Genomic DNA, 20,966 nt, shown 5'->3' on the forward strand with positions numbered 1-20,966 from the left:
AACATGATTACAAGTTATTAATCTTTTACTGGAATGGTATTGGGGTACTCTGCGCTTCGCGTATTTTTGGCGTGTATAATCGCTTCGTCATCGCCATAAAGAAAATAGGCGTAAACAATAGACCAAATAAGGTAACCCCTATCATTCCTGAGAATACTGCAATCCCCATGGTTTCGCGCATTTCAGCACCCGCACCAGTTGCAAGTACCAGAGGTACAACCCCCGCGGTAAAGGCAATCGACGTCATCAGAATAGGACGTAAACGTAGTTTACATGCCTCAACAATTGACTCCAAATTAGTCTTGCCTTGCTCATACTCTTCTTTGGCAAATTCCACCATTAGGATTGCATTTTTACACGCCAAAGCAACCAAAACGATAAGAGCAATCTGGGTAAAGATATTATTATCGCCGCCTGTTAGCCACACCCCTACTAATGCTGACAGTATGGTCATTGGCACAATGAGGATGATTACAAATGGTAGCTTTAGGCTTTCGTATTGCGATGCCAAAACCATAAACACCAAGAGTACAACCAGTGGGAAGATATACACCATCACATTACCCGCGAGGATCTGCTGATAGGTGACTTCAGTCCACTCAAATGCCATGCCTTCGCTAAGCGTTTCGTTTAGCACCGCTTCAATTGCCATTTGCGCTTGATCCGAAGAATATCCGGGCGCAGGGCTGCCATTTAACTCGGCGGTAGGATACCCGTTATAGTGCATAACACGATCAGGCCCCGTTGTCGGCGTGACTTTGAGTACCGCGCCAAGTGGCACCATTTGACCGTAGTTGTTTCTTACTTTGTAAGACAGAATCTGTGCAGGATCTGCCCGAAAATTAGCGTCAGCCTGAGCGGTAACCTGATAAGTGCGACCAAATAAGTTAAAGTCATTGACGTACATTGAACCTAAATAGATCTGTAATGCATTAAACACTTCCTCGAGCGGTACGCCTTGTACCATTGCTTGCTCACGGTCGATATCAATGTCCATTTGTGGTACTTGGATCCTAAAGCTTGAGTACAGTCCCATTAGCTCCGGTTGCTGCTGCGCTTTTGCGATCACTGCTTGTAAGTCAGAGAATAGCTTCTCAAAGCCAAGGTTTGCTCTATCTTCAATTTGCAGTTTAAATCCACCTGTGGTGCCTAACCCTTGTATTGGTGGCGGTGGGAAAACCGCGACAAACGCTTCATCTATGATGGCAAACTTCTGATTAAGCTGCGCAGCGATTGAAGACGCATACAACTCTGGCGATGTGCGATTTTCAAATTTATCTAGGGCAACAAATACAATCCCGCTATTTGGGCTGTTTGTAAAACCATTTACTGAAAGCCCAGGGAAAGACACGGAATGTAAAACGCCTGGAGTCTGTAATGCAATTTGTTCCATCTCACGTACAACGGCTTCTGTTCTATCCAAACTCGCCGCGTCTGGCAGTTGGGCAATCGCAACAAGATACTGTTTGTCCTGTTGTGGAATAAAGCCACCAGGGATGGTGCTAAACAACTTAGTAGTAGCAAAAATTAACCCTAAATAAACCACCAGCACAATGGTGCTCAGTCTAATAAGTTTTTTTACTAGTCCAACATAGCCGTGAGCTGCCTTATCAAAAAAGCGATTAAACGGTTTGAATAGCCACTGACCAAACAATTTATCTAACACCACTGTGAGTTTGTCTGGTTTAGCACCGTGCGGCTTTAATAGTAGTGCAGCTAGCGCTGGTGATAATGTTAATGAGTTAAATGCCGAGATCAGCGTCGAAATTGTGATCGTGAGGGCAAACTGTTTGTAAAACTGGCCTGACAAGCCGGTAATAAAAGCAGTTGGAATAAACACCGCACAAAGCACCAATGCAATCGCTATAATAGGGCCTGTCACCTCTGACATCGCTTGTTTAGTGGCCTCGAAGGGCGCAAGGCCGTTTTCAATATTACGCTCAACGTTTTCAACCACGACAATGGCATCATCAACCACGATACCGATTGCGAGTACCAAACCAAACAACGACAAAGTATTGATAGAAACACCAAGCCACTGCATTGCAGCAAAGGTACCAACTAACGATACAGGCACCGCTACCAGCGGAATAATCGAAGCGCGCCATGTTTGCAAGAATAAGATAACGACTAATACCACAAGTACGATGGCTTCTAATAATGTCGAAATTACCGCATCGATTGAGCCACGAACAAAAATTGTCGGATCATAAACAATATCGTACTCAACCCCTTCAGGAAAACGTGTCGATAACTCTTTCATGGTTTCACGCACCTGATCCGACAGCTCTATCGCATTAGAACCAGGACGCTGGAAAATCGGCATTGCCACCGCTTCGTTTCCATCTAGCAAAGCTCTTAACGCGTAGTTATCTTGTCCAAGCTCAACTCGGCCAATGTCTTTGAGTCTAGTGATCGCGCCATCGCTCGATACGCTAACAATAATATTGTCAAATTCACTGGTATCTACCAAACGCCCTTTAACGTTTAACAGAATTTGGAATTGATTTTCATTCGTTGTGGGTTGAGCACCCAAAGAGCCAGCTGCTACTTGGCGGTTTTGTTGTTGGATTGCTCGAACCACATCGCTTGCGGTTAAGTTTCTTTCAGCCAATTGCTCGGGGTTTAGCCATATCCGCAAGGCGTATTTACCGCCGCCGAATAGCTTCACATCACCAACTCCCGGCAAGCGCGCTATCTGATCTTTGACATAAATATCGGCATAGTTAGAGAGGTAGCTTGTATCATGCGAGCCGCTTGGCGATACCAAGTGCACCACCATAGTGAGATCTGGTGACGCCTTCTCAGCAACAACCCCTAAACGTTGTACTTCTTGCGGTAATCTTGGAATAGCGCTATTTACACGGTTTTGTACTTGAACTTGGGCGCGGTCCAAGTCAGTACCAAGTGCAAAAGTCACGGTAAGCGTTAAACGACCATCACTGGTTGCTTGAGAAAACATATACAGCATGTTCTCAACACCATTGATCTCTTGCTCAAGTGGCGTTGCAACGGTTTCAGCAATGACTTTTGGGTTTGCACCGGGGTAAGTTGCAGATACCACAACCGTCGGCGGTACCACCTCTGGATACTCACTAACGGGAAGCTGAAAAAGGGAAATGGCTCCTGCGATTAATATCACAAGCGACATCATCGCCGCAAAAATAGGCCGTTTAATGAAAAAATGGGAAAATTTCATTATTAGTTTAATCCTTGTGAAGAATCGTTTGGCGTCATCGCAACCACTTCTGTGGCGATGTTATCTGGCAAGGTAAGCGTCACTGAGTTTGGGCTTATCGGCATGCCAGGGCCTACACGCGCAGGACCATTCACCGCGATACGCTCTCCTGCGGCTAAACCCGATTCAACTGCACGAAATTCGCCATAGCGATTACCGAGTGTGATCAGACGATATTCAAGTGTATTCGCGTCGTTGACGACAAGAACAAAGCGATTTTTAAGATCCGTACCCACTGCGCGGTCTGGAATTAATACTCGATCGTTTTGCTCACCGGATGAAAGACTCACTCGCGCAAACGAGCCAGGTCGTAATTGCCCACTATGGTTATCAAAAGAAGCGCGTACTTTTAGGGTTCCGGAGTGGTCATCGATGGCGTTGTCAATAAAGTCTAGCTCACCCATGACTGGCTGTGACTCACGGCCCAATAACTGTAATTTCACAGGAAGCGGCTCACCTTCCGTCACTGATGCAAACTGGCTATTCCAAGTTCGCTCGTCGATATCAAAATACGCATACATCTTATCGGTTGCGACTATCGTCGTAAGCAAGGTGTCGTTTGCTCTAATGGTGTTACCTTGAGTGACCTCAGCAAATGAAATTTTGCCGCTGATTGGTGCTGTGATCTTGCTAAACTCTAAGTTTAGTTGAGCTGCTTTAAATGAAGCGCGAAGCGCATCTAGTTCGGCTTCACGCTGTGCGGTAAGCGAAACACGGGCATCGACTTCTTCGGTTGAAATCGCTTTTTGCTTGCTTAATCGAAGCGCACGCGCTGACTCACTTTTTGCTTGCGAAAGGGCCGCTTCGGCACGTTTCACTTGTGCGGCAAGACTGGCAACCTCAGCCAAGAAAGTTCTATCGTCCAGCTCAAATAAAACATCGCCTTGGTGCACCGTATCTCCTTCTTTGAAGTTTACCGAGCCGATCACTCCTGTGACCCGAGCGCGAAGTGCGACTTCGTTTGGAGAAGAAAGGCGTGTTGTATAGGTGTGCCAATCAGCAATGCTAATTTGCGGTGTTGGTGCTACATCAATTGGTTGAAGAGGCGGAGCTTGACTGCTTGCCTGCTCAGCTTCGCCACATGCACTTAGCAATAGCAAAGCAGAAATAATCGTTGCGAGTTGCGTTGGTTTTAACATAGTTCCTCCTTTGTGTATGGAGGTAACTATACGTTTCATTTGTTGCATTAAACATAAGTGAAATGGAATATGATTGGTGCTAAATTAGAATCAATTGATGTAGATAACGAAATCAAAATGTCTTTTTTGTGTGATTTGCGCGAGATCTAAGATAAATCTTCCCGATTGATTTAGAATAACAAAAAGCCTAACGGAATTGAATTATGTCTAACGCTAACCATTTACAATCCCTACTGAGTGAAGTGCTCAATAAAAGTGACGATGCAGTTGCTATTGTTAGCAACAAGTCGGTTCTTGAATTTTGCAATAAAGCAATGGCGAAGCTAATTGGACAACCCTCGTCTCACATAACAGGACGCACACTGAGTAATATCTTCGACCCACAAACAGACGATACGTTTGATGATAGAATCGACGGGGATGAACTCACGGAATGGTTTTTAGGCTTAAGCAACGGCTGTGAATTAGACTATCCAGAAATTGAAATTGATACCTTAAGTGGTGAGTTCTTCAGATTACGATGTTTTTCGCTGCAGAATGATGCCTTTGTTATCTACGGAGATAACATTACCACAACAAAAGCGATGCATAGCGAACTCGATCACTTACGTAAAGAGCTCGATTTTATTACTAAAACTGACCCATTAACGGGCGTCGCCAGTCGTAGGCAGTTAAGCGATAAAATTGACAGTCAAATTAGGTTATATGAACGTTACAGAACACCATTTAGTGTGATACTGACCGACCTCGATAATTTCCGTGCAATTAACGAGCAATTTGGCCATGAAGCGGGAGACCTAGTGCTGGTTCACGTGAGCTCGCGACTCTCTGACATGTTACGAGACACGGATTTAATAGCTCGGCTAGGTGGAGAGGAATTTGCTCTGGTACTCCCTAATACCGGCTTAGAGGGAGCAATCTTAGTCGCCGAGCGGGCACGTATTATGATAGAGCAGGCATCATTTCAAATTGCGGTCGGTGAAGAGGTCGATATTACCAGTTCATTTGGGGTTGCAGAATTTGGCGCAGGTGAGTCTGGCGTTGAAAGCATTATTCGTCGTGCAGATACGATGTTACTAGAGGCCAAAAGCAGTGGCAGAAATCGCGTTGTTCCAAACCCGCACTAATTAAGACCAATCGTTAAATTGTAACAATGCTTAACTAAGCTAGTTCCTTCAAGTAGTAGATAAGTGCGCCCAATATGGCGCATTTTGCAGTTAAGGAACAATAATAATGGCAAGTTTTACCCGTCGAGATTTTATTAAAAGTGCATTAATGGGCGTTGGCGCAGCGACAATTAGCGTCTCGTTAGTAGGTTGTGGCAGCAGTGATAGTAAAGCGGTTGCAAGCAATGATTTTGCTGTCGCATTTAACCATGGTGTCGCAAGTGGCGATCCTTTGGCTGATAGCATTATATTATGGACGCGAGTCACTCCTGAAGGCACACCTAACAGTGTGGATGTCACTCTACAAGTATCAGAATCAGAAGATTTTGGTGTCTTACTACAAAGCCACCAGCTTGCCGCATTAGCAAAAAACGATTACACCGTTAAAGTAGATCTTAATGGCCTTGTTGCAAATAGCCGCTACTTTTATCGCTTCGTCACTAAGGAAACGCATTCACCCATAGGTAAATGCAAAACCTTGCCCCTCAACGATGTAACTCAGGTAAAACTTGCCGTCATGTCTTGTGCAAATTATCCGGCAGGTTACTTTCATGTTTATGCAGAGGCTGCAAAACGCAGCGATTTAGACGCGGTGTTACACTTAGGTGATTACATATACGAATATGGTATGGGTGGGTACGCCACTGAAAATGCCGACGCCATGGGGCGAGGGCTGGATGCAGATAATGCGAGTGAGATTATTACATTAAATGATTATCGTCGTCGCTATGCAAAATATCGTACGGACCTTGGTCTGCAAGCTCTCCACGCCAGTACGCCATTTATTGCGGTATGGGACGACCATGAAGTATGCAATGACTCATACATGGATGGCGCTGAAAACCATAACGAGGGAGAAGGGGAGTACGCTGCCCGCAAACTTGCTGCACTGCAAGCTTACTATGAATGGATGCCTGTGCGTCCGATGGTTAAGGATCAACTTGAGAGCCTCTATCGTAAATTTGAATTTGGCGACTTGTTATCACTTTATATGCTAGATACTCGTCACGAGAGCCGAGCTAAAGCACTCGACTATCAAAATTACATTGACCCCACGACAGGACAGGTGGATTTTGCCGGATTTCAGGCGGATCTCACCGCGCCTTCGCAACAGCTTTTAGGCGTAAACCAATTGACTTGGCTCACCGATAATTTGAAAAATTCAACAGCGAAATGGCAAGTTTTAGGGCAACAAGTATTGATGACTAAAATGATGATCCCAGTCGAGCTGCTCATGTCTCTTGCCAACCCTTCCGCACAAATGCCGACGCAATTAACAGAGCTTGCTCAAATAAAGGGCAGGCTGCTTGCTGGTGACTCAACATTGTCTGCACAAGAAAAAGCGCGAGTCACGTATACTGCACCATATAATTTGGATGCATGGGACGGCTACCCGATTGAACGTGAAGTAATTTTACAAACAGCAAAAGCGGCCAATAAAAACTTAGTAGTCGTTGCTGGAGATACGCACAACGCCTGGTCAGGTAAGCTCTGCGATGCAAGCGGAGCCGTTTGTGGTCAAGAATATGCGACAGCTTCAGTCAGCTCTCCAGGGCTTGAGTATTACTTGCAATTAGGCGATGAGCAGGCGCTACAATTCGCTGAGGCATTGCAATTACTAGTCGATGACCTTGAATATGCCAATATTCATCAGCGTGGTTATTTAACGCTTAATTTCACAAAAGAGAAGGTGGAAAGTGAGTGGCATTTTGTCAATACAGTCAAGCAAGAGCAGTTTGAAAGCCACAATAAACAGCGCGAGCTTTTACTGTAGTTACAGCAAGCTATTCGCGCTACGCTTCTTGTAAAGCGGCGTAAAAAGTGTGTAAAGGGGCTTTACAGCCCCTTGCATTTAGCTATTTTATCTTGCGAAAGAAGCGGTGTTGCCTTAAACGGCTTCTTTTTACCTCCCTTAACTTTAACCTTTACAATATCTAAATATTGAAAGTCGCCAGGGGCGTTAAGACGCCATAAATTTTTTGACTGTTCAGAAAAGCAAAACTCTCCCGTATCTCCATGTATCAACAGCAACGGATAACTGAGTTGAGCCGCATATTCTGCAAGTGTCTCTCGATATAACTGATAACCATCGCACTTAGCTTTTGAGTTTTTATCACAACGTCCTGAATGCTTCTCTTTTTGATATAGGTCGGCTTGTAGAAATATCACCGCGGCTTTATGGTTTGGCGTCAACAAGCTGTCCAACCACTTGATATTCTCTACATCACGACGATGAGACTCTTCGTGCACTACTTTTTTATCGGATAATAAGATTTGTCTGCGACCATTGTTGGTGCCTGGTACATGCAAGGTTAAAAACTGCACATCATCCACTATCCAAGATTGATTTTCTGGTACTGTTTGCTGGCGTTTAAAGGCCGGTAGCTCAGGTGTTTGCACCGCAAAGTGTTTACGGATGAAATCCAATCTCTCTAATTCATCAAACCTAGGGTTTAGGGTCTCACGGTCACAGTCAGTCCAATCATTGTCTCCGGGCGTGAATACAAAAGGTTGACTACTTACATTTGAGATCAGGGCATAATTATCTTTAAGCAGCTGGTCTGTACAGGGCTCAGCACCGGATTTCATATCACCTACGTGCACCATAAAATCATGCTGTATATCATTTACCTTTTCGTGCAGAGCACCATTTGACATCAACATGCCTCTGTCTATCTCCGTATAGGGCATATCACCAAAGACTAAAAATGACGTTGCCGAGGCCTGAAATACACTGAGCATAGGCATCAATGCCATGGCGAATAATTTAACGAGCTGCACAATAATTCTCCTTTATGTTAGCCCCTATCATACATCAACTCTGTGACAGAAGAAGTCGCTCTCTCAATAAAAAGCGCCGCTAATTGCGGCGCTTTGCTACTTAACCTGAGCTGCGGATAATTAATGCCTTTCTAGCAGCCAGTTTTAGCGCTAACTTCGTTGAATTCACTTCCAATAGCCAGCTATTGGTGCGTAAATTCGCCTTGCCTACAGGATGTAGGTACCTTAGCGAGAGCAGGACGCGGAAGCGGTGTTTTCCTTAAAACTTGCTGGCTAGACAAGGAAAAAACTAAGTTGTGGCTTAGCAACAATAAGTTGGAACATTCCTTATCCAAACCTCAGGTTACTTAAGATGTTTTTCGAAAAAAGCTAAAAACTCAGTAAGCGTCTTCACTCTATGTGCTTGATAACTCAGATGGTGGTTGCCATCCTCGAGCTCTATATATTTGAACTTCTTGTCATGATCTTCAAGTTCATCTGCCATGTCACGACTATGATTCACAGGCACGACTTTATCGTCATCACCATGAATAAGTAACACGGGGCGGCTAATCTGCTTAGCGTAGTTAACAGGAGATTGTGCTTTAAGTTTATCAATATCTTGTCCGAATTGGTCACGAACAAGCTCTTTGTTTGTGAAAAAGCGCGCACGACTGACTATCGATTCTAAGTCTGTAACACCGGCAAAACTTGCTGCACATTGAAACGTTTCAGGATGTTTTACCACAGCCATTAGTGCCGCATAGCCGCCGTAACTTGCACCACCTATACAAATTTTATTTTTGAGTGCATACTTTTCTGCAATCAACCAGTTTGCCGCATCTTGTAAGTCATCTTGCATCTTTCCTCCCCAACCTTGATTTGCTTCATTAAAGAAGTCAAAACCATAACCAAAAGAGCCTCTAAAGTTAGGTTGGAAAACCACAAAGCCTCTGCTTGCCAATAGTTCAGACCAGTAATCAAAGCCAGCGTAGTCGCGAGAGTATGGTCCACCGTGTGGAAAGATGATTGTTGGAGCAGCCGCATCGAATGCTTTAGGTAGGGTTAAGTAACCCTCAATTTCTAGGCCGTCACGCGCTTTAAACGATACCCTTTGTTTGCCCAAATAATTGTCACCGGTAATATCCGGATATAAACGTCCTAACCCTGCCAAAGAGCTGGTTTCTCTGTCACCAATCAGATATGTACCGGAGTCTTGGTCTGAATCGCCGTACGCTATGTATTTTTTATTATCCGCGCTCATACTTATAACAACGGTGTCGTAGTTTGGTAATGCCGCTTTAAGTGAGCGTTGAAGGCGTTTGCGGTCTTCGTCCCAGTAAATTCTCGAGTTATCAAGGTTGGAATGGCTGAAGCCTATGGCTCTGCCGTCGTGTGAATAAATGATACTGCCATCAAAATCATAGTCTGGATCGGAGAAAATAAGCTGAGGTAAAAGCGGGCGTTTAGTAATGTCTGCTTTAAACAGCGCATTTTTACCATTATGAAGTGCGGTGAGGTAAATAATATTTGGGTCTTTATCAAATCCAAGAATATGGATAGCTTCCGGGCCACGAGCCTGAAAGGTATAGAAATCGGTTAAATCCTTCGTCTCATTATCATAGAGCATATAATAGGCAGTGATCCCTTCAAACCCATAACCCATTCTTACATTGCCTTGTTGATCGGCTATCCAGCTAGATATTTTTCTTCTTGCTCGAACAACTTTCTCGCGTCTATCTTTAGCTATATCTAAGATATAAACGCTCGGCTTGTTTGCCATATCAAAGTCAGTTTGAACCAATATCTTGTTTGGTTGTTCTGGCAGTATGCTAATCACGTCATCTTGAAATTGTGCCGAAATTTAATAGCGATAAGCACGGTTGATTTGAACTAATTCATCCGTAGGATTTTTTAAATCAAATTTAAATAAACGAGATGAGGTGTATTTTACACCTCGCTGCACTTTGGTGTAATTCGCACCAAATAAGAGCATGTCATCACTGGCCCAATCGTACCAACCAAGTGCTATCGTTTTATTATCAGTTTGCAGGATATAATTTTTTTTATGCGTTTTTAGGTCATGAACAGTAAGAACAAGGTTTCCTTCATAATTTTGTAAATACGCAACGGCCTTACCACTGGGTGAGAGTGAAACTTTACTCATATTAGGTAGTTGTGCGTAACTCTCTACGGGTAACTGGGCGTTAGCAGAGATGGTGCAGAGCAGTGCAGTGGCAAATAGAATTATATTTTTCATTTTCTGAAGTATAGTGTATTAAGTTCCTTTAATTTGCCAACATTATTATCTATTTTTAGACCAAACTCCAATCTATATACATTTACATAAACTATCATTAGCGGTAATTCAGGAGAAACAAGCACAAAAGTTAGCTACATTGTGCTCACCTTAAAATGGTCATTATTGGGGCTGCGTACGCATTAAATAATTCATACGCAGATTGAAAGCTAACTTTTAGCCTATTTTACGTTAATTGGATTTGAGGCGTGAATTTGATAATCAGTATAACCTTGTTCACCTCCACCAAATAATGTCTCAGACTGATGTTCATTTAAGAGCAAGTCATTTGCCAGCCTGTAGGGCAAATCAGGGTTTGAGATAAAAGGACGACCAAACCCAATCATATCAGCCCAACCTTCATTAAGAGCTTGTTGGGCGCGCCCTTTCGTATACTTTCCGGCATAGATCAACACGCCATTAAATGCCTCTCTAATTGCGTATTTAAAATTCAGAGGCATATCTGGCGCGTCTTCCCAATCCGCTTCTGCGATGTGTACGTAGCATACGTTGAGCGCAGTTAGCTGTTTAATTGCCGCGAGGTATGTCTGCTCAGGGTTTTCATCTACTGTACCATTTAAGGTAGTAAGCGGCGCAAGTCTAACACCCACTTTGTCACTGCCAATTTCTTCACTCACCGCCGTCACGACCTCACGCAAAAAGCGAATGCGGTTATCAACAGAGCCACCATAGCCATCAGTCCTTTGATTTGAGTGAGAGTCTAAAAATTGATTAATCAAATAACCATTCGCTGCATGCAGTTCAATTCCATCAAATCCTGCTTGCATCGCGTTACGTGCAGCGTGTCGATATTCGTTAATAACATTATTGATGTCTGCTTGGGTCATTGCTCTAGGTGTTTGAGCTTGAATAAAATCAGGGGAGTCATTTTCATCGATGAAAACTTTCACACCCTGAGCTTGAATTGCTGAAGCTGAAATCGGCTGAAGCCCAGCGGTATTACTTTGGTGCGATACTCGCCCAACATGCCAAAGCTGCGCAAACATAACACCGCCTGCATCATGCACTTGTTTTGTGACTTGTTTCCAGCCAGCAACTTGGGCGTCTGAATAGATCCCCGGTGTCCAAGCATACCCCTTACCGAGTTGCGATATTTGTGTCCCTTCACTAATAATTAAACCAGCCGTTGCACGTTGTGCGTAATAGGTTGCCATCAAACTGTTAGGGGTATCCCCGGGTTGACTTGCCCGCGAGCGGGTCATAGGCGGCATCACTATACGATTGCTCAGTGTTTTACCTGCTAAGTTAATCGACTCAAATAAATCAGCCATTTGGCCTCCTCAATGTTTATTTTCACTATGAGAAGCTTAACGATTTAAAATATTTTCATTAACAGCAATAAATACAAAATATATTTGTAAAAAATGAAAAAACTATAGCGTGAGCCTAGGCGCAATGTAGTCTAGAAATGCCGAAATCCGAGAGGATACACCACTATTTTGATAATACACGGCTTGTACTGCTTCTCTGCGATTTGGCGAAATAATTTGCTCGGTAAAAACTTCAACAAGTCTTCCGGCTTTTATATCTTGCCTCACCATAAAGTTAGATAGCAGTGCAATGCCATGGCCAGCAATACATAATTGCCTCACGGTCTCGCCACTGGATGCGCTAATAGAAAACTTGAGCTGTTGCGGATTTTGTAAAGGCCAGACGTTGAGATGTGGGGCATCGGTAAAACCTATCAAGTTATGATGTGGAAGATCAATCAGTGATTCATTACCTACAAATTTACTTAAGTAGTCAGGGCTTGCTACAAGATGAAGTTTACTGCGGCCTAGCAAACGCGCATGAAGATTAGAGTCAGCTAAGTCACCAATTCGTATTGCGATATCGGTTTTATGCTCTAGCAAATCGATGATGCTGTCATGACTTGTTATTTCCAAAGTAATATCGGGAAAGGCCTCATTAAAACCTTTTAATATAGGCGTAAGCTGGTGAAAAACGAAAGGACTTGCAGCATCCACTCTTAATTTACCAGCTGGCGAAAATCGTAACAGCTTTAACGCCTCTTCACCTTGCTCAATGGTATTGAGTGCCTGCCGCGCATAGCGTAAAAATAGCTCTCCTTCTTCGGTTAACTCTATCCGTCGAGTCGTTCGATTGAATAGGGTTACACACAGGGACTTTTCCAGTCGAGTTACTGCTCTTGAAACCTTTGCAACTTGTTCGTCCATCAGATTTGCTGCAGCGGAAAAACTCCCAGTATCGACAACACAGATAAAAGCTTCTAGATCTTCGGTTTTTGAGCTAACGGTCATGTGTATTCCTTTTCATTTTCTACAAAAGTATTTTGTCATTTTCGCTATTTTTTGCAAATAAAAAAGCTTTCACACTACACCAACTTATTGCTTATCACGTTAAAAAGGTTATTTATGCCGCTTGCATTACTGGCGCTGACATTAAGCGCATTTGCCATTGGTACCACCGAATTTGTCATTGTTGGTTTAGTACCGACCATTGCTTCCGATTTATCAGTTTCGCTGCCAAGTGCAGGTTTACTGGTGAGTTTATATGCCATTGGCGTTGCTGTTGGTGCGCCCGTTTTAACCGCACTGACAGGGCGATGGAATAGGAAATCTGTATTACTTAGTTTGATGGCACTATTTGTCTTTGGCAATCTGCTTGCGTGGCAAGCGCCAAGTTATGAAAGCCTCATTTTAGCGAGGATCATGACAGGACTCGCTCATGGTGTGTTCTTCTCGATTGGCTCTACGATTGCAACTAGCTTGGTCTCAAAAGACAAAGAGGCAAGTGCCATCGCCATTATGTTCACGGGACTGACCGTTGCGCTCGTAACAGGTGTCCCCTTGGGTACTTGGATTGGCCAACAGTTTGGCTGGCGAGCCACTTTTCTAGTAGTTTCTGCTTTAGGTGTTATCGCTCTCTTGGGAAGTGCATTATTAATTCCAAAGAACCTAAAGCAAAGCGCATCTGCCAGTCTATCTGAGCAGGCAAAAGTATTATTGCAACCCAGATTACTGCTCGTCTATCTTATGACCATACTCGGCTACGGTGGAACCTTTACAGCATTCACCTATCTTGCGCCAATTTTACAACAGGAAGCTGGTTTTAACGCCGCTACAGTCAGTATTATTATGCTGGTTTATGGTGTATCTGTTGCAGTTGGCAATATCTATGGCGGCAAATTAGCAGATAAAAAAGGGCCGATAAGCGCTCTGACCATCATCTTCGCGTTACTCTCGGTCATTTTGGCTGTGTTGACATTTACCATGCAGTCGAAAACCGGCGTGGTGATCACAGTACTAGTGTGGGGAGCATTTGCTTTTGGAAATGTACCTGGTCTTCAGGTCTATGTTGTACAGCTAGCCGAAAAGTTTAGTCCAAAAACGGTGGATGTCGCATCGGGGTTGAATATCGCTGCCTTCAACGTTGGAATTGCGCTCGGCTCTGTTTTAGGTGGTCAAATTGTTGAAAATATGTCGCTGCAGGACACCGCTTGGGTAGGGGCACTTATCAGCACTGCAGCCTTATTAGCAACCCGTTTTAGTGGCTATCTAGATAACAGATCTTTATTGAAGGCTCAAGTTGTAGAGTAGGTGGCGGCTCATCCGGAGGAATTTTGCTAAAAGATCGCCACCTGAAGTGGCTCCTACGAAAAAAGCAATCTGGTTTAGCAAATATTCAAGCCACACTAAAATAGGAGCAGGTTAATCCTGCGAGCTTTTGTTAAAGATCGCCACCTGAAGTGGCTCCTACGAAAAAAGCAATCTGGTTTAGCAAATCTTCAGGTCTCACCAAAGTAGGAGCAGGTTAATCCTGCGAGCTTTTATTAAAGATCGCCACCTGAAGTGGCTCCTACTAAGCTAAAGTGCAAGTGCTACACTATTGTTTGGGGATCGCATTTCCTTTAAACGACACTTTGATATTCGTCACTTTACTTAAGTCATAAAGCTGTGGATTTTTCAGCTTAATTGACCAAGTGGTAAACGGAGTTGGTTTAAAGTAATTAATCGCATAATCGTTTGCGATTGCACCACTGGTGATTGGATCTATGCGCGTCGTTTCACTATCTAACAGCTCGTAACTTACCAATCGGTATAACGACTCTGCACTAAATTGATAGTATTGCCCTTTAAACCTATCTTGATATGAACCACTAGATCTTACTTCGATATCATAGCGCTGGTTCTCATTTAACCCCGGACCTTCTAGTACAACATTGACCTCGTCTAATCTAACTCGATCAAACTGGGAAAAATCAATATCTTCCAACGACAGCGTAAAACTCATTTCACCGTCTTGCGCAAAATCCAGCAATTGCTGCGGCGCATCTAACTCTTCTATGGTGAGCATAAAATCTTGAGGCCGAGGGTTAAAACGCAATAATGACGCAGCCTCTTGTTCACGTAGTAAAGCTAAGTCGTGACGGTATTCTTGATAACTTTGATTAAGGCTGGGTGTCACTATGGTGTCATCAAGAGACCAGTAGCTAAATGCCGCCTGATAGTTTGTTAGTGCAACAAATATCGGCCGTTTTAGATTATTTAAAGTCCGGAATAGCTGTTCCTCCATGTCCTGAATTTCATCTAGACTGTTTTGATTATTTTGTAAAAATGCATCTATACGATTGATCTGTTTAAGTTTTGCATCAGCGGTGATGCGCAAATCTATCTGTCTAGACTGCTCCTGGGCAATATCAATCTCTACAGCAACTATTGCCTTGCCATGATTAATCAACTTTTCGATAGCAACAAGGTAGTCACTTGCACCATCAATGTCTTCATCTATGGCCTTTTTCATTTGTGCCTTAGCAGTTATTAAAAATTCGTCCCAAATTCGATTTGCCTCTTCTTTGGTCGGAATGAGTGAATTAAGGCGATTGAACTCTTGTGCAAGCTCACTACTAGAAAACGGATCAGCGGTTTTTTGTGATAACACGTTTAACTGGCCGCTAACCGTTTGTACTTTATCCATTAATGACGCGATATCATCAATTTTGGTTTTTAACTCATTGATCTCTTGGATTGTGGCGGGCAAGCTCGCAACTAAGTCTTTCAAGCCACTGGTATCTCCCCCCGCAGCACCGGCAAATGCAGTGCCCGCACTAATTACGGTTTCAAGTACTTTAAGCCCAATTTCAGTGATTTTATCTAGTTTGTAGTCCAAAATTCCTTGTTGAAACTCGACCCCTGAATAGAAGACATTATTTTCTTGTCCGCTGAATGCTGCTTTTTGTTCATCAAGTGTCTTTACCAAGCTCGTCAGTTGCTCTACAGAGCGAGAGATAATTCGTTGCTCAGCAGATGCAACGTCGAATAGGTTATCCTGCATTAAAGTGAGATCTTGGCGTTTGTTTTCTAAACTTCGACCTTGTTGCTGAAAATTACTATAGCTATCCTGATATGCTTCCATCGCTTCAATATATGCTTTAATCGTTAACTCATAAAAGTCGCGGGATAGGCTAGGCACATAGTTTTTGTTAAGTGTTGCGTACGACAAAAACTGTTTAAAGTTAGCAAGCTGCAAGTAAAAATTCTTTGCTTGAACGGAAGATTCTCTAACATCATGAGCTGCGTTTAAAATAGATTCAGGCCAACTCAACATCTCAATACTTAACGCTGGATTTTGATCATAGATAGAAGCTGCCATATCGAATGACTTTTCAAATGCATCTAAAAAGTACTCTTTATGCACAGAGATGAGTGACGTTAGCGCTGGCGAAACAGGCGTTGCAAACTTATTGCCTTGTATTACCTGATATAGCGTACCAAACGAATCCGGTGCAATACTAAAGCGTTCAATTTCACCATCACTTGGCGAATGAGCTGTGATTATATTGATATTGGCCTCAACTTTATCAGCCATAAATACCAATGTTGATGCTTGAGCATTTTGGGTGTCTACATTGATACTCACCGTACCATTACCCATTATTTTACGTGCGACGATAAAAATTCGTTTGTTTGGCGCATCGAAAATCATGTTTCGGTCGATTTCCACCGTGTCAGCAGCAATGACGATAGTATTATGATCTCTTGCACTAGTAAGCACGTCATTCAAATTGACATGTAAGGCCGAGACCAAATAATTTTGTGTGTCTATCTGTTGTTGATTTGAAGTCGTAACGCTCGGTAGGTTTTGACTTAGCTCAAGATTATATAGCTCATTCCAAGTCGCAGCTTGGCTCGAAAAAGCGCAGCCAATCAACAGGCTGAGTAAAGTTGGTTTCATAGTAACTCCTTGTTGCAACATAAAACACCAACCTATTGAGCGCTCTATGAGAGTAGATCGCTCAATAGCTGTTGATTTATGATGCTAAAAATTCAAACTTATTGATGTTTACTGCTGTGATGTAGGCAGGTAGGCGTTTTGTAGAAACGTCCTTGCTTTGTCTGCAATGTCTTTCCATGAGTTGCTGGCATTGCTAGCAAGAGGTGAAGAAACGATCCCTGCAACAATCACATTGGCATTACGTAATGCATTTTCACTGTCTAATTGGGTCAATACATCTCGAAGAGATTGCATATCTCCATACAAAGACTGCCAGTGCACTTGAACTTTGCGTACATTACTCAGCGCAGTTTCAATTTTTTCATTCATGCCTTCCACTTGCCCTTTGGCAATTTGATAAGAGGCCGCAAGACTCATCGCGTGAGCGAGTTCCTTATTCGCCGTCTCAATTTGAGATTCTACTTTATTAATCTCGCTCTTTACTTCCTCTAACTGAGCACCTTGGATACTACCGCCAATGATTAACCCAAGTACGCCGCCAAGACTACTTAAGCCAATGCCGGTTTTCAAATCACTCTTTTCATCATTCAGATCGTTGAGTCGTCGTTGTAATGTGCTAATTCGGTCACGTATGTTAGCTGGCTGGTCTTTATTTAAAATGTCCTCAAAAGTGCCTTCTAGTGTATTTAATTGTCCAGAGTGCGTAGTTAAATCTCCCTGGAAGGCAACAAGTTGATCTACCACTGTTTGGGTTTTTGTTAGATTACCATCAACAAAATTCATGAAGGTGTTTAGAAATGAAATTGCTACTTGTCTGCTTTGCTCAGCAGCTTGCAAATTTCCGCTTAGCGACGCGTTATGTAGCTTTGTTAGTTCATCGATAAATGGTTGAATTAGCAATACATGGGTATCGGAGTAATTCGCTAATTTTGTCGCAAGGTCAATGATGCTAGGATAAAGCTTATGATTCCAATTCTGACCCGACGCATTGATTGATTCAAAGGTTGTCATTAGTGCAATGTAGTCGTTATTTAGAGGCGTATCTGCTGGATATCGCGTCGCACTTCTAAAGGCAGCTTCGTTATTAGGTAAGCTAACAGCTGACTCAGCAAAAACTTGAATTGTGTGCCATTGCTCCTGAGTAAGTAGGAAGTCATTCGAGCCAACATCTATAAACAACGGTGAACCTTCAATATCACCTTGAAGTGTATCGTACATAATTGGTGAGATTTCTGGGACGTCGGTATTCGCAGTTGCAAGCTGACTAAGCCCAAATAATTGGAGTGACGTTACGATAGCGATTGCGCTTTTCTTTAACTTAATTGATTTCATCTTTCATATTCCTTAATCAATCGGTGTTCTAACTGTTAAGTTGCACTAGACCTATTCTGGTTTAAAAGGTGCAACTGAAGATAAAAGTGCATGTAGTTAAAATGTTAACCAAATGTACTTTTAATATTATTGATATAGGGACAATGAGAATGGAAGAACTTCTACACTTTCTAACAAATTGAGGAAATTAGTTGCATTTTCAATAACACCAAACAGCATGGCATACAATCTACAAAACAACATATTAAGTAAATGAAAGTTAACAAAAACGAGCTATAACCTGGCCATCCATAGCTATAGATGTAGGGGGTTTTGTTACAAACAGATAGTTAACAGCTTATTTTTATAGCCACTTTCGCTCAAAATTCAACCTTAATTAAACTGTTTCATAAAATCGAACTCAATGTTTCTGCCGCTATAAATGAGGCGCGTGTTCTTTGTTGAAGAAATAAATTCAATCTATTGACAGCTATCTGATCTTGGCCAGAAAAATCAAAGTAACTACCCGTTAGTACAGCCACTTTAAGTTATATAAATGACTTAAAAATTCAAACAAGGTTAAACCTAAAACGATTAAGAAAATTATCAATAACCACTTTTAGCTAGGCAGGGGAAATAACACTAAATCTGGTATAGACCAAAACACATATTTCATTTATAACTGTTAAAAACAAATGTTTAATTTATGTAATATTTATGTAATTTTATTTGGATGCGGCGGTCTTTATCTTATAAAGTAATGTGAAAAGAGAAGTTAAATGAACAAACTAAGAAGAATGATGATATTTAAGGGGGTGGTAGAGTCAGGATCACTGACCAAAGCCGCGGAGAAGTTATCTTTGTCTAAATCAGTGATCAGCCAACATCTCAAGAAACTAGAAGAAGAGATAGGAACACCACTACTATATAGAAACACACGAAGCCAATCATTGACCAACGTTGGTAAAGACTTCTATGCGTACTGCCTTGAAATCAGCCATTTATCAGAGTTAGCTTGGGAGAAAGCAAGATCTAAGCAATCAGTACTGGCAGGGCAGTTAACAGTGACAACATCCTATGCTTTGATGCAAACCATCGTTGCACCTGCACTATGTAAGCTGATTAAAACGCACCCTAAAATCCGCCTGAATTTAATTAATGAAGATCGCCATCTCAATCTAGTGGAGCGGGGGATAGATCTTGCTGTTAGAGTAGGTAAAAGCACAGATGTGGAGCAATCACAACAATATATTGGTTCATTTAGAGACGTGCTATATAAAGCAAAGGACAGTGAATTTAACGACACAACCGCTCCTTACATTGCAAACTCTTGGGAAAGCAAAGTCACAAATTATGAATTTATACATACAACACAAAATATCGTTAAACCGCTTTCATTCAAAGCACATCACAAAACCAATTCCGTTAGCGATACAATAGGGCTCATTGAAAGCGGTTTGGGTATTGGATTAGTGCCAGAAATCATCGCATTTAATAATCATAACTTGGAGCGAGTAGATCCCGAATTCGAGCTGGAAAAAGTGGAAGTATTTTGCATTCATAAAGGTAGTACTGATGTACCCGCGACGATACGAATTGCGCAAAGTGCTATTAAAAGCTATATGGATGCTCATCAATTTGTATTGAAAAATGCTGCGATGCACTAGTGAGCGCCAGATGGAATGCTGTCCTCATTTGCGTTACTAAAAATCTACGTTATGCTTGCAGTAGTTTAAGAAAATTATTTCACTCTAAACATGAAGTTAAAGGAAAATCTATTCTCCCGTTGTACCTTGGTATTTGGGCTAATATTGTTTGCGATACTGAGCCAAAGTACTCAAGCGGAAATAACCATCGCGGTTGTAGGCAAAACTAAAAATGACACCTTTTATGAACAATCGTATAAAGGGTGTGTAGACTTTGCGAAACAACATCCAAATGTAGAGTGTATCTACGATGGTGCAGACGACTATCAAGATTTTAGAACGCAAAGCCTAATTATTAATGAACTATTGAGTAAAAAGGTAGACGGGTTATTAATATCAACTACCGATTCAAACTATCTCGTGTCACGTTCGCTCAAAAAGGCAAAGCAATTGAAGATACCAGTGATCACTTTTGACTCTGACCTTTTAACAGAGCATAAAGATTACCGTCTCGCCTATGTAGGAACCGATAACTTTGCATTTGGTGTTGCACTTGGAGAAGCCGCTAAACCTTATAAAAAGGCCGCGCTTCAATCGTTTTGTATTCAAACAGGTCATCACTCAACACCTAATTTGGATAAAAGAATCAATGGCGTTAGATATGCACTCTCTACACATACAATAGACAACCTTACAAAAACAGAGAATGATCTCAAGCAAGGGTGGCAGAGTACGAACGATGCCCACTTTACACAATGGGTAAACGCGAAGATGCGATAAGCCAACTATTGACCTTACTAAATTATGAAAATCCCCCGATTTTTATTGCTGTCGCTGGCTTCGCTCAATTTCACTCTAATTATATTGAACGCGTATTACCATACAAAGAGAAGATCAAAAATAACAATGCTGTGATCATTTCCGCAGATACAGAAGAGATGCAACTTAAAGCTTTGGAAAAGGGACTTTCAACAATCAATATTGGCCAAAACCCCTTTGAAATGGGCCGAAAAGGAGCGGAATTACTTTACAATACGATAGCTCTTGGCCAGACACCTTCCAAGGACAACTACTACTTAGACTTTCATTACTGCAACCAAACAAACGCTCTTAAATGTACCGTTAACCATTAGCTTTAATGACTTTGTTATACGAAACCCTAGTCTCGGTCAAAATGACGGATAGGTTTCG

Annotated in this window: 15 protein-coding genes; 6 read left to right on the forward strand and 9 right to left on the reverse strand. The window is 42.3% G+C overall.

Annotated elements, in window-relative coordinates:
* Window positions 1-25: 25 nt before the first annotated feature.
* Together DS891_RS06260 and DS891_RS06265 are read right to left on the reverse strand one after the other, a co-directional pair.
* The gene (locus DS891_RS06260; RefSeq protein ID WP_174169208.1) at window positions 26-3,199 is read right to left on the reverse strand and encodes an efflux RND transporter permease subunit; all 3,174 of its coding nucleotides are present in this window, start codon (window positions 3,197-3,199) and stop codon (window positions 26-28) included.
* A 2-nt stretch (window positions 3,200-3,201) separates the two neighbouring features.
* A complete protein-coding gene (locus DS891_RS06265) occupies window positions 3,202-4,377 on the reverse strand; it encodes an efflux RND transporter periplasmic adaptor subunit (protein ID WP_174169209.1) in 1,176 nt (391 codons plus the stop codon).
* A gap of 203 nt (window positions 4,378-4,580) precedes the next feature.
* Between DS891_RS06265 and DS891_RS06270 the strand changes: the two genes are divergently transcribed.
* Window positions 4,581-5,504 (forward strand): sensor domain-containing diguanylate cyclase, encoded by a 924-nt coding sequence (locus tag DS891_RS06270; protein ID WP_174169210.1) that lies wholly within the window; start codon window positions 4,581-4,583, stop codon window positions 5,502-5,504.
* 106 nt (window positions 5,505-5,610) lie between these two features.
* The gene (locus DS891_RS06275) at window positions 5,611-7,317 is read left to right on the forward strand and encodes an alkaline phosphatase (RefSeq protein WP_174169211.1); all 1,707 of its coding nucleotides are present in this window, start codon (window positions 5,611-5,613) and stop codon (window positions 7,315-7,317) included.
* Window positions 7,318-7,379: 62 nt separating this feature from the next.
* Here the strand turns inward: DS891_RS06275 and DS891_RS06280 are convergent, their stop codons facing one another.
* The 5 genes from DS891_RS06280 to DS891_RS06295 all read right to left on the reverse strand — a co-directional run bounded on the left by DS891_RS06280 (window position 7,380) and on the right by DS891_RS06295 (window position 12,884).
* Entirely contained in the window at window positions 7,380-8,324 is a 945-nt protein-coding gene (locus DS891_RS06280) for a hypothetical protein (RefSeq protein ID WP_174169212.1), read from the reverse strand.
* A 343-nt stretch (window positions 8,325-8,667) separates the two neighbouring features.
* Window positions 8,668-10,143: an alpha/beta hydrolase family protein gene (locus DS891_RS24790; RefSeq protein ID WP_368032171.1), complete on the reverse strand. Its 1,476-nt coding sequence runs from the start codon at window positions 10,141-10,143 to the stop codon at window positions 8,668-8,670.
* Between the two features lie 24 nt (window positions 10,144-10,167).
* On the reverse strand, window positions 10,168-10,563 hold the full coding sequence (locus DS891_RS24470; RefSeq protein ID WP_254605722.1) for a hypothetical protein: 396 nt from the start codon (window positions 10,561-10,563) through the stop codon (window positions 10,168-10,170).
* A 221-nt stretch (window positions 10,564-10,784) separates the two neighbouring features.
* Window positions 10,785-11,894: an alkene reductase gene (locus DS891_RS06290; protein WP_174169213.1), complete on the reverse strand. Its 1,110-nt coding sequence runs from the start codon at window positions 11,892-11,894 to the stop codon at window positions 10,785-10,787.
* A 102-nt stretch (window positions 11,895-11,996) separates the two neighbouring features.
* On the reverse strand, window positions 11,997-12,884 hold the full coding sequence (locus tag DS891_RS06295) for a LysR substrate-binding domain-containing protein (protein WP_010605434.1): 888 nt from the start codon (window positions 12,882-12,884) through the stop codon (window positions 11,997-11,999).
* A 114-nt stretch (window positions 12,885-12,998) separates the two neighbouring features.
* Here DS891_RS06295 and DS891_RS06300 point away from each other — a divergent pair, with 114 nt between their 5' ends.
* Window positions 12,999-14,183 carry an MFS transporter gene (locus DS891_RS06300; RefSeq protein WP_010605433.1) on the forward strand — a complete coding sequence of 395 codons (1,185 nt, stop codon included), beginning with the start codon at window positions 12,999-13,001 and terminating at the stop codon, window positions 14,181-14,183.
* 286 nt (window positions 14,184-14,469) lie between these two features.
* Here DS891_RS06300 and DS891_RS06305 read toward each other — a convergent pair whose 3' ends face one another.
* Both DS891_RS06305 and DS891_RS06310 read right to left on the reverse strand, forming a co-directional pair.
* Window positions 14,470-16,818 carry a hypothetical protein gene (locus DS891_RS06305; protein WP_174169214.1) on the reverse strand — a complete coding sequence of 783 codons (2,349 nt, stop codon included), beginning with the start codon at window positions 16,816-16,818 and terminating at the stop codon, window positions 14,470-14,472.
* Window positions 16,819-16,926: 108 nt separating this feature from the next.
* A complete protein-coding gene (locus DS891_RS06310; RefSeq protein ID WP_010605431.1) occupies window positions 16,927-18,150 on the reverse strand; it encodes an alpha-xenorhabdolysin family binary toxin subunit A in 1,224 nt (407 codons plus the stop codon).
* A 758-nt stretch (window positions 18,151-18,908) separates the two neighbouring features.
* Between DS891_RS06310 and DS891_RS06315 the strand changes: the two genes are divergently transcribed.
* The 3 genes from DS891_RS06315 (at window position 18,909) to DS891_RS24480 (ending at window position 20,908) form a co-directional block, all read left to right on the forward strand.
* Window positions 18,909-19,796, forward strand: a complete 888-nt coding sequence (locus tag DS891_RS06315) for a LysR family transcriptional regulator (RefSeq protein ID WP_010605430.1) — start codon at window positions 18,909-18,911, stop codon at window positions 19,794-19,796.
* A gap of 144 nt (window positions 19,797-19,940) precedes the next feature.
* Window positions 19,941-20,555, forward strand: coding sequence for a substrate-binding domain-containing protein (locus DS891_RS24475; protein WP_254605724.1), 615 nt, complete (start codon window positions 19,941-19,943; stop codon window positions 20,553-20,555).
* Window positions 20,531-20,908, forward strand: coding sequence for a hypothetical protein (locus tag DS891_RS24480; protein WP_254605727.1), 378 nt, complete (start codon window positions 20,531-20,533; stop codon window positions 20,906-20,908). Before DS891_RS24475 ends, DS891_RS24480 begins: the two co-directional genes overlap by 25 nt.
* The last annotated feature ends 58 nt before the right edge of the window (window positions 20,909-20,966 follow it).

Source organism: Pseudoalteromonas sp. JC28 (assembly GCF_013319255.1).
In the GTDB taxonomy this organism is placed as follows: domain Bacteria; phylum Pseudomonadota; class Gammaproteobacteria; order Enterobacterales; family Alteromonadaceae; genus Pseudoalteromonas.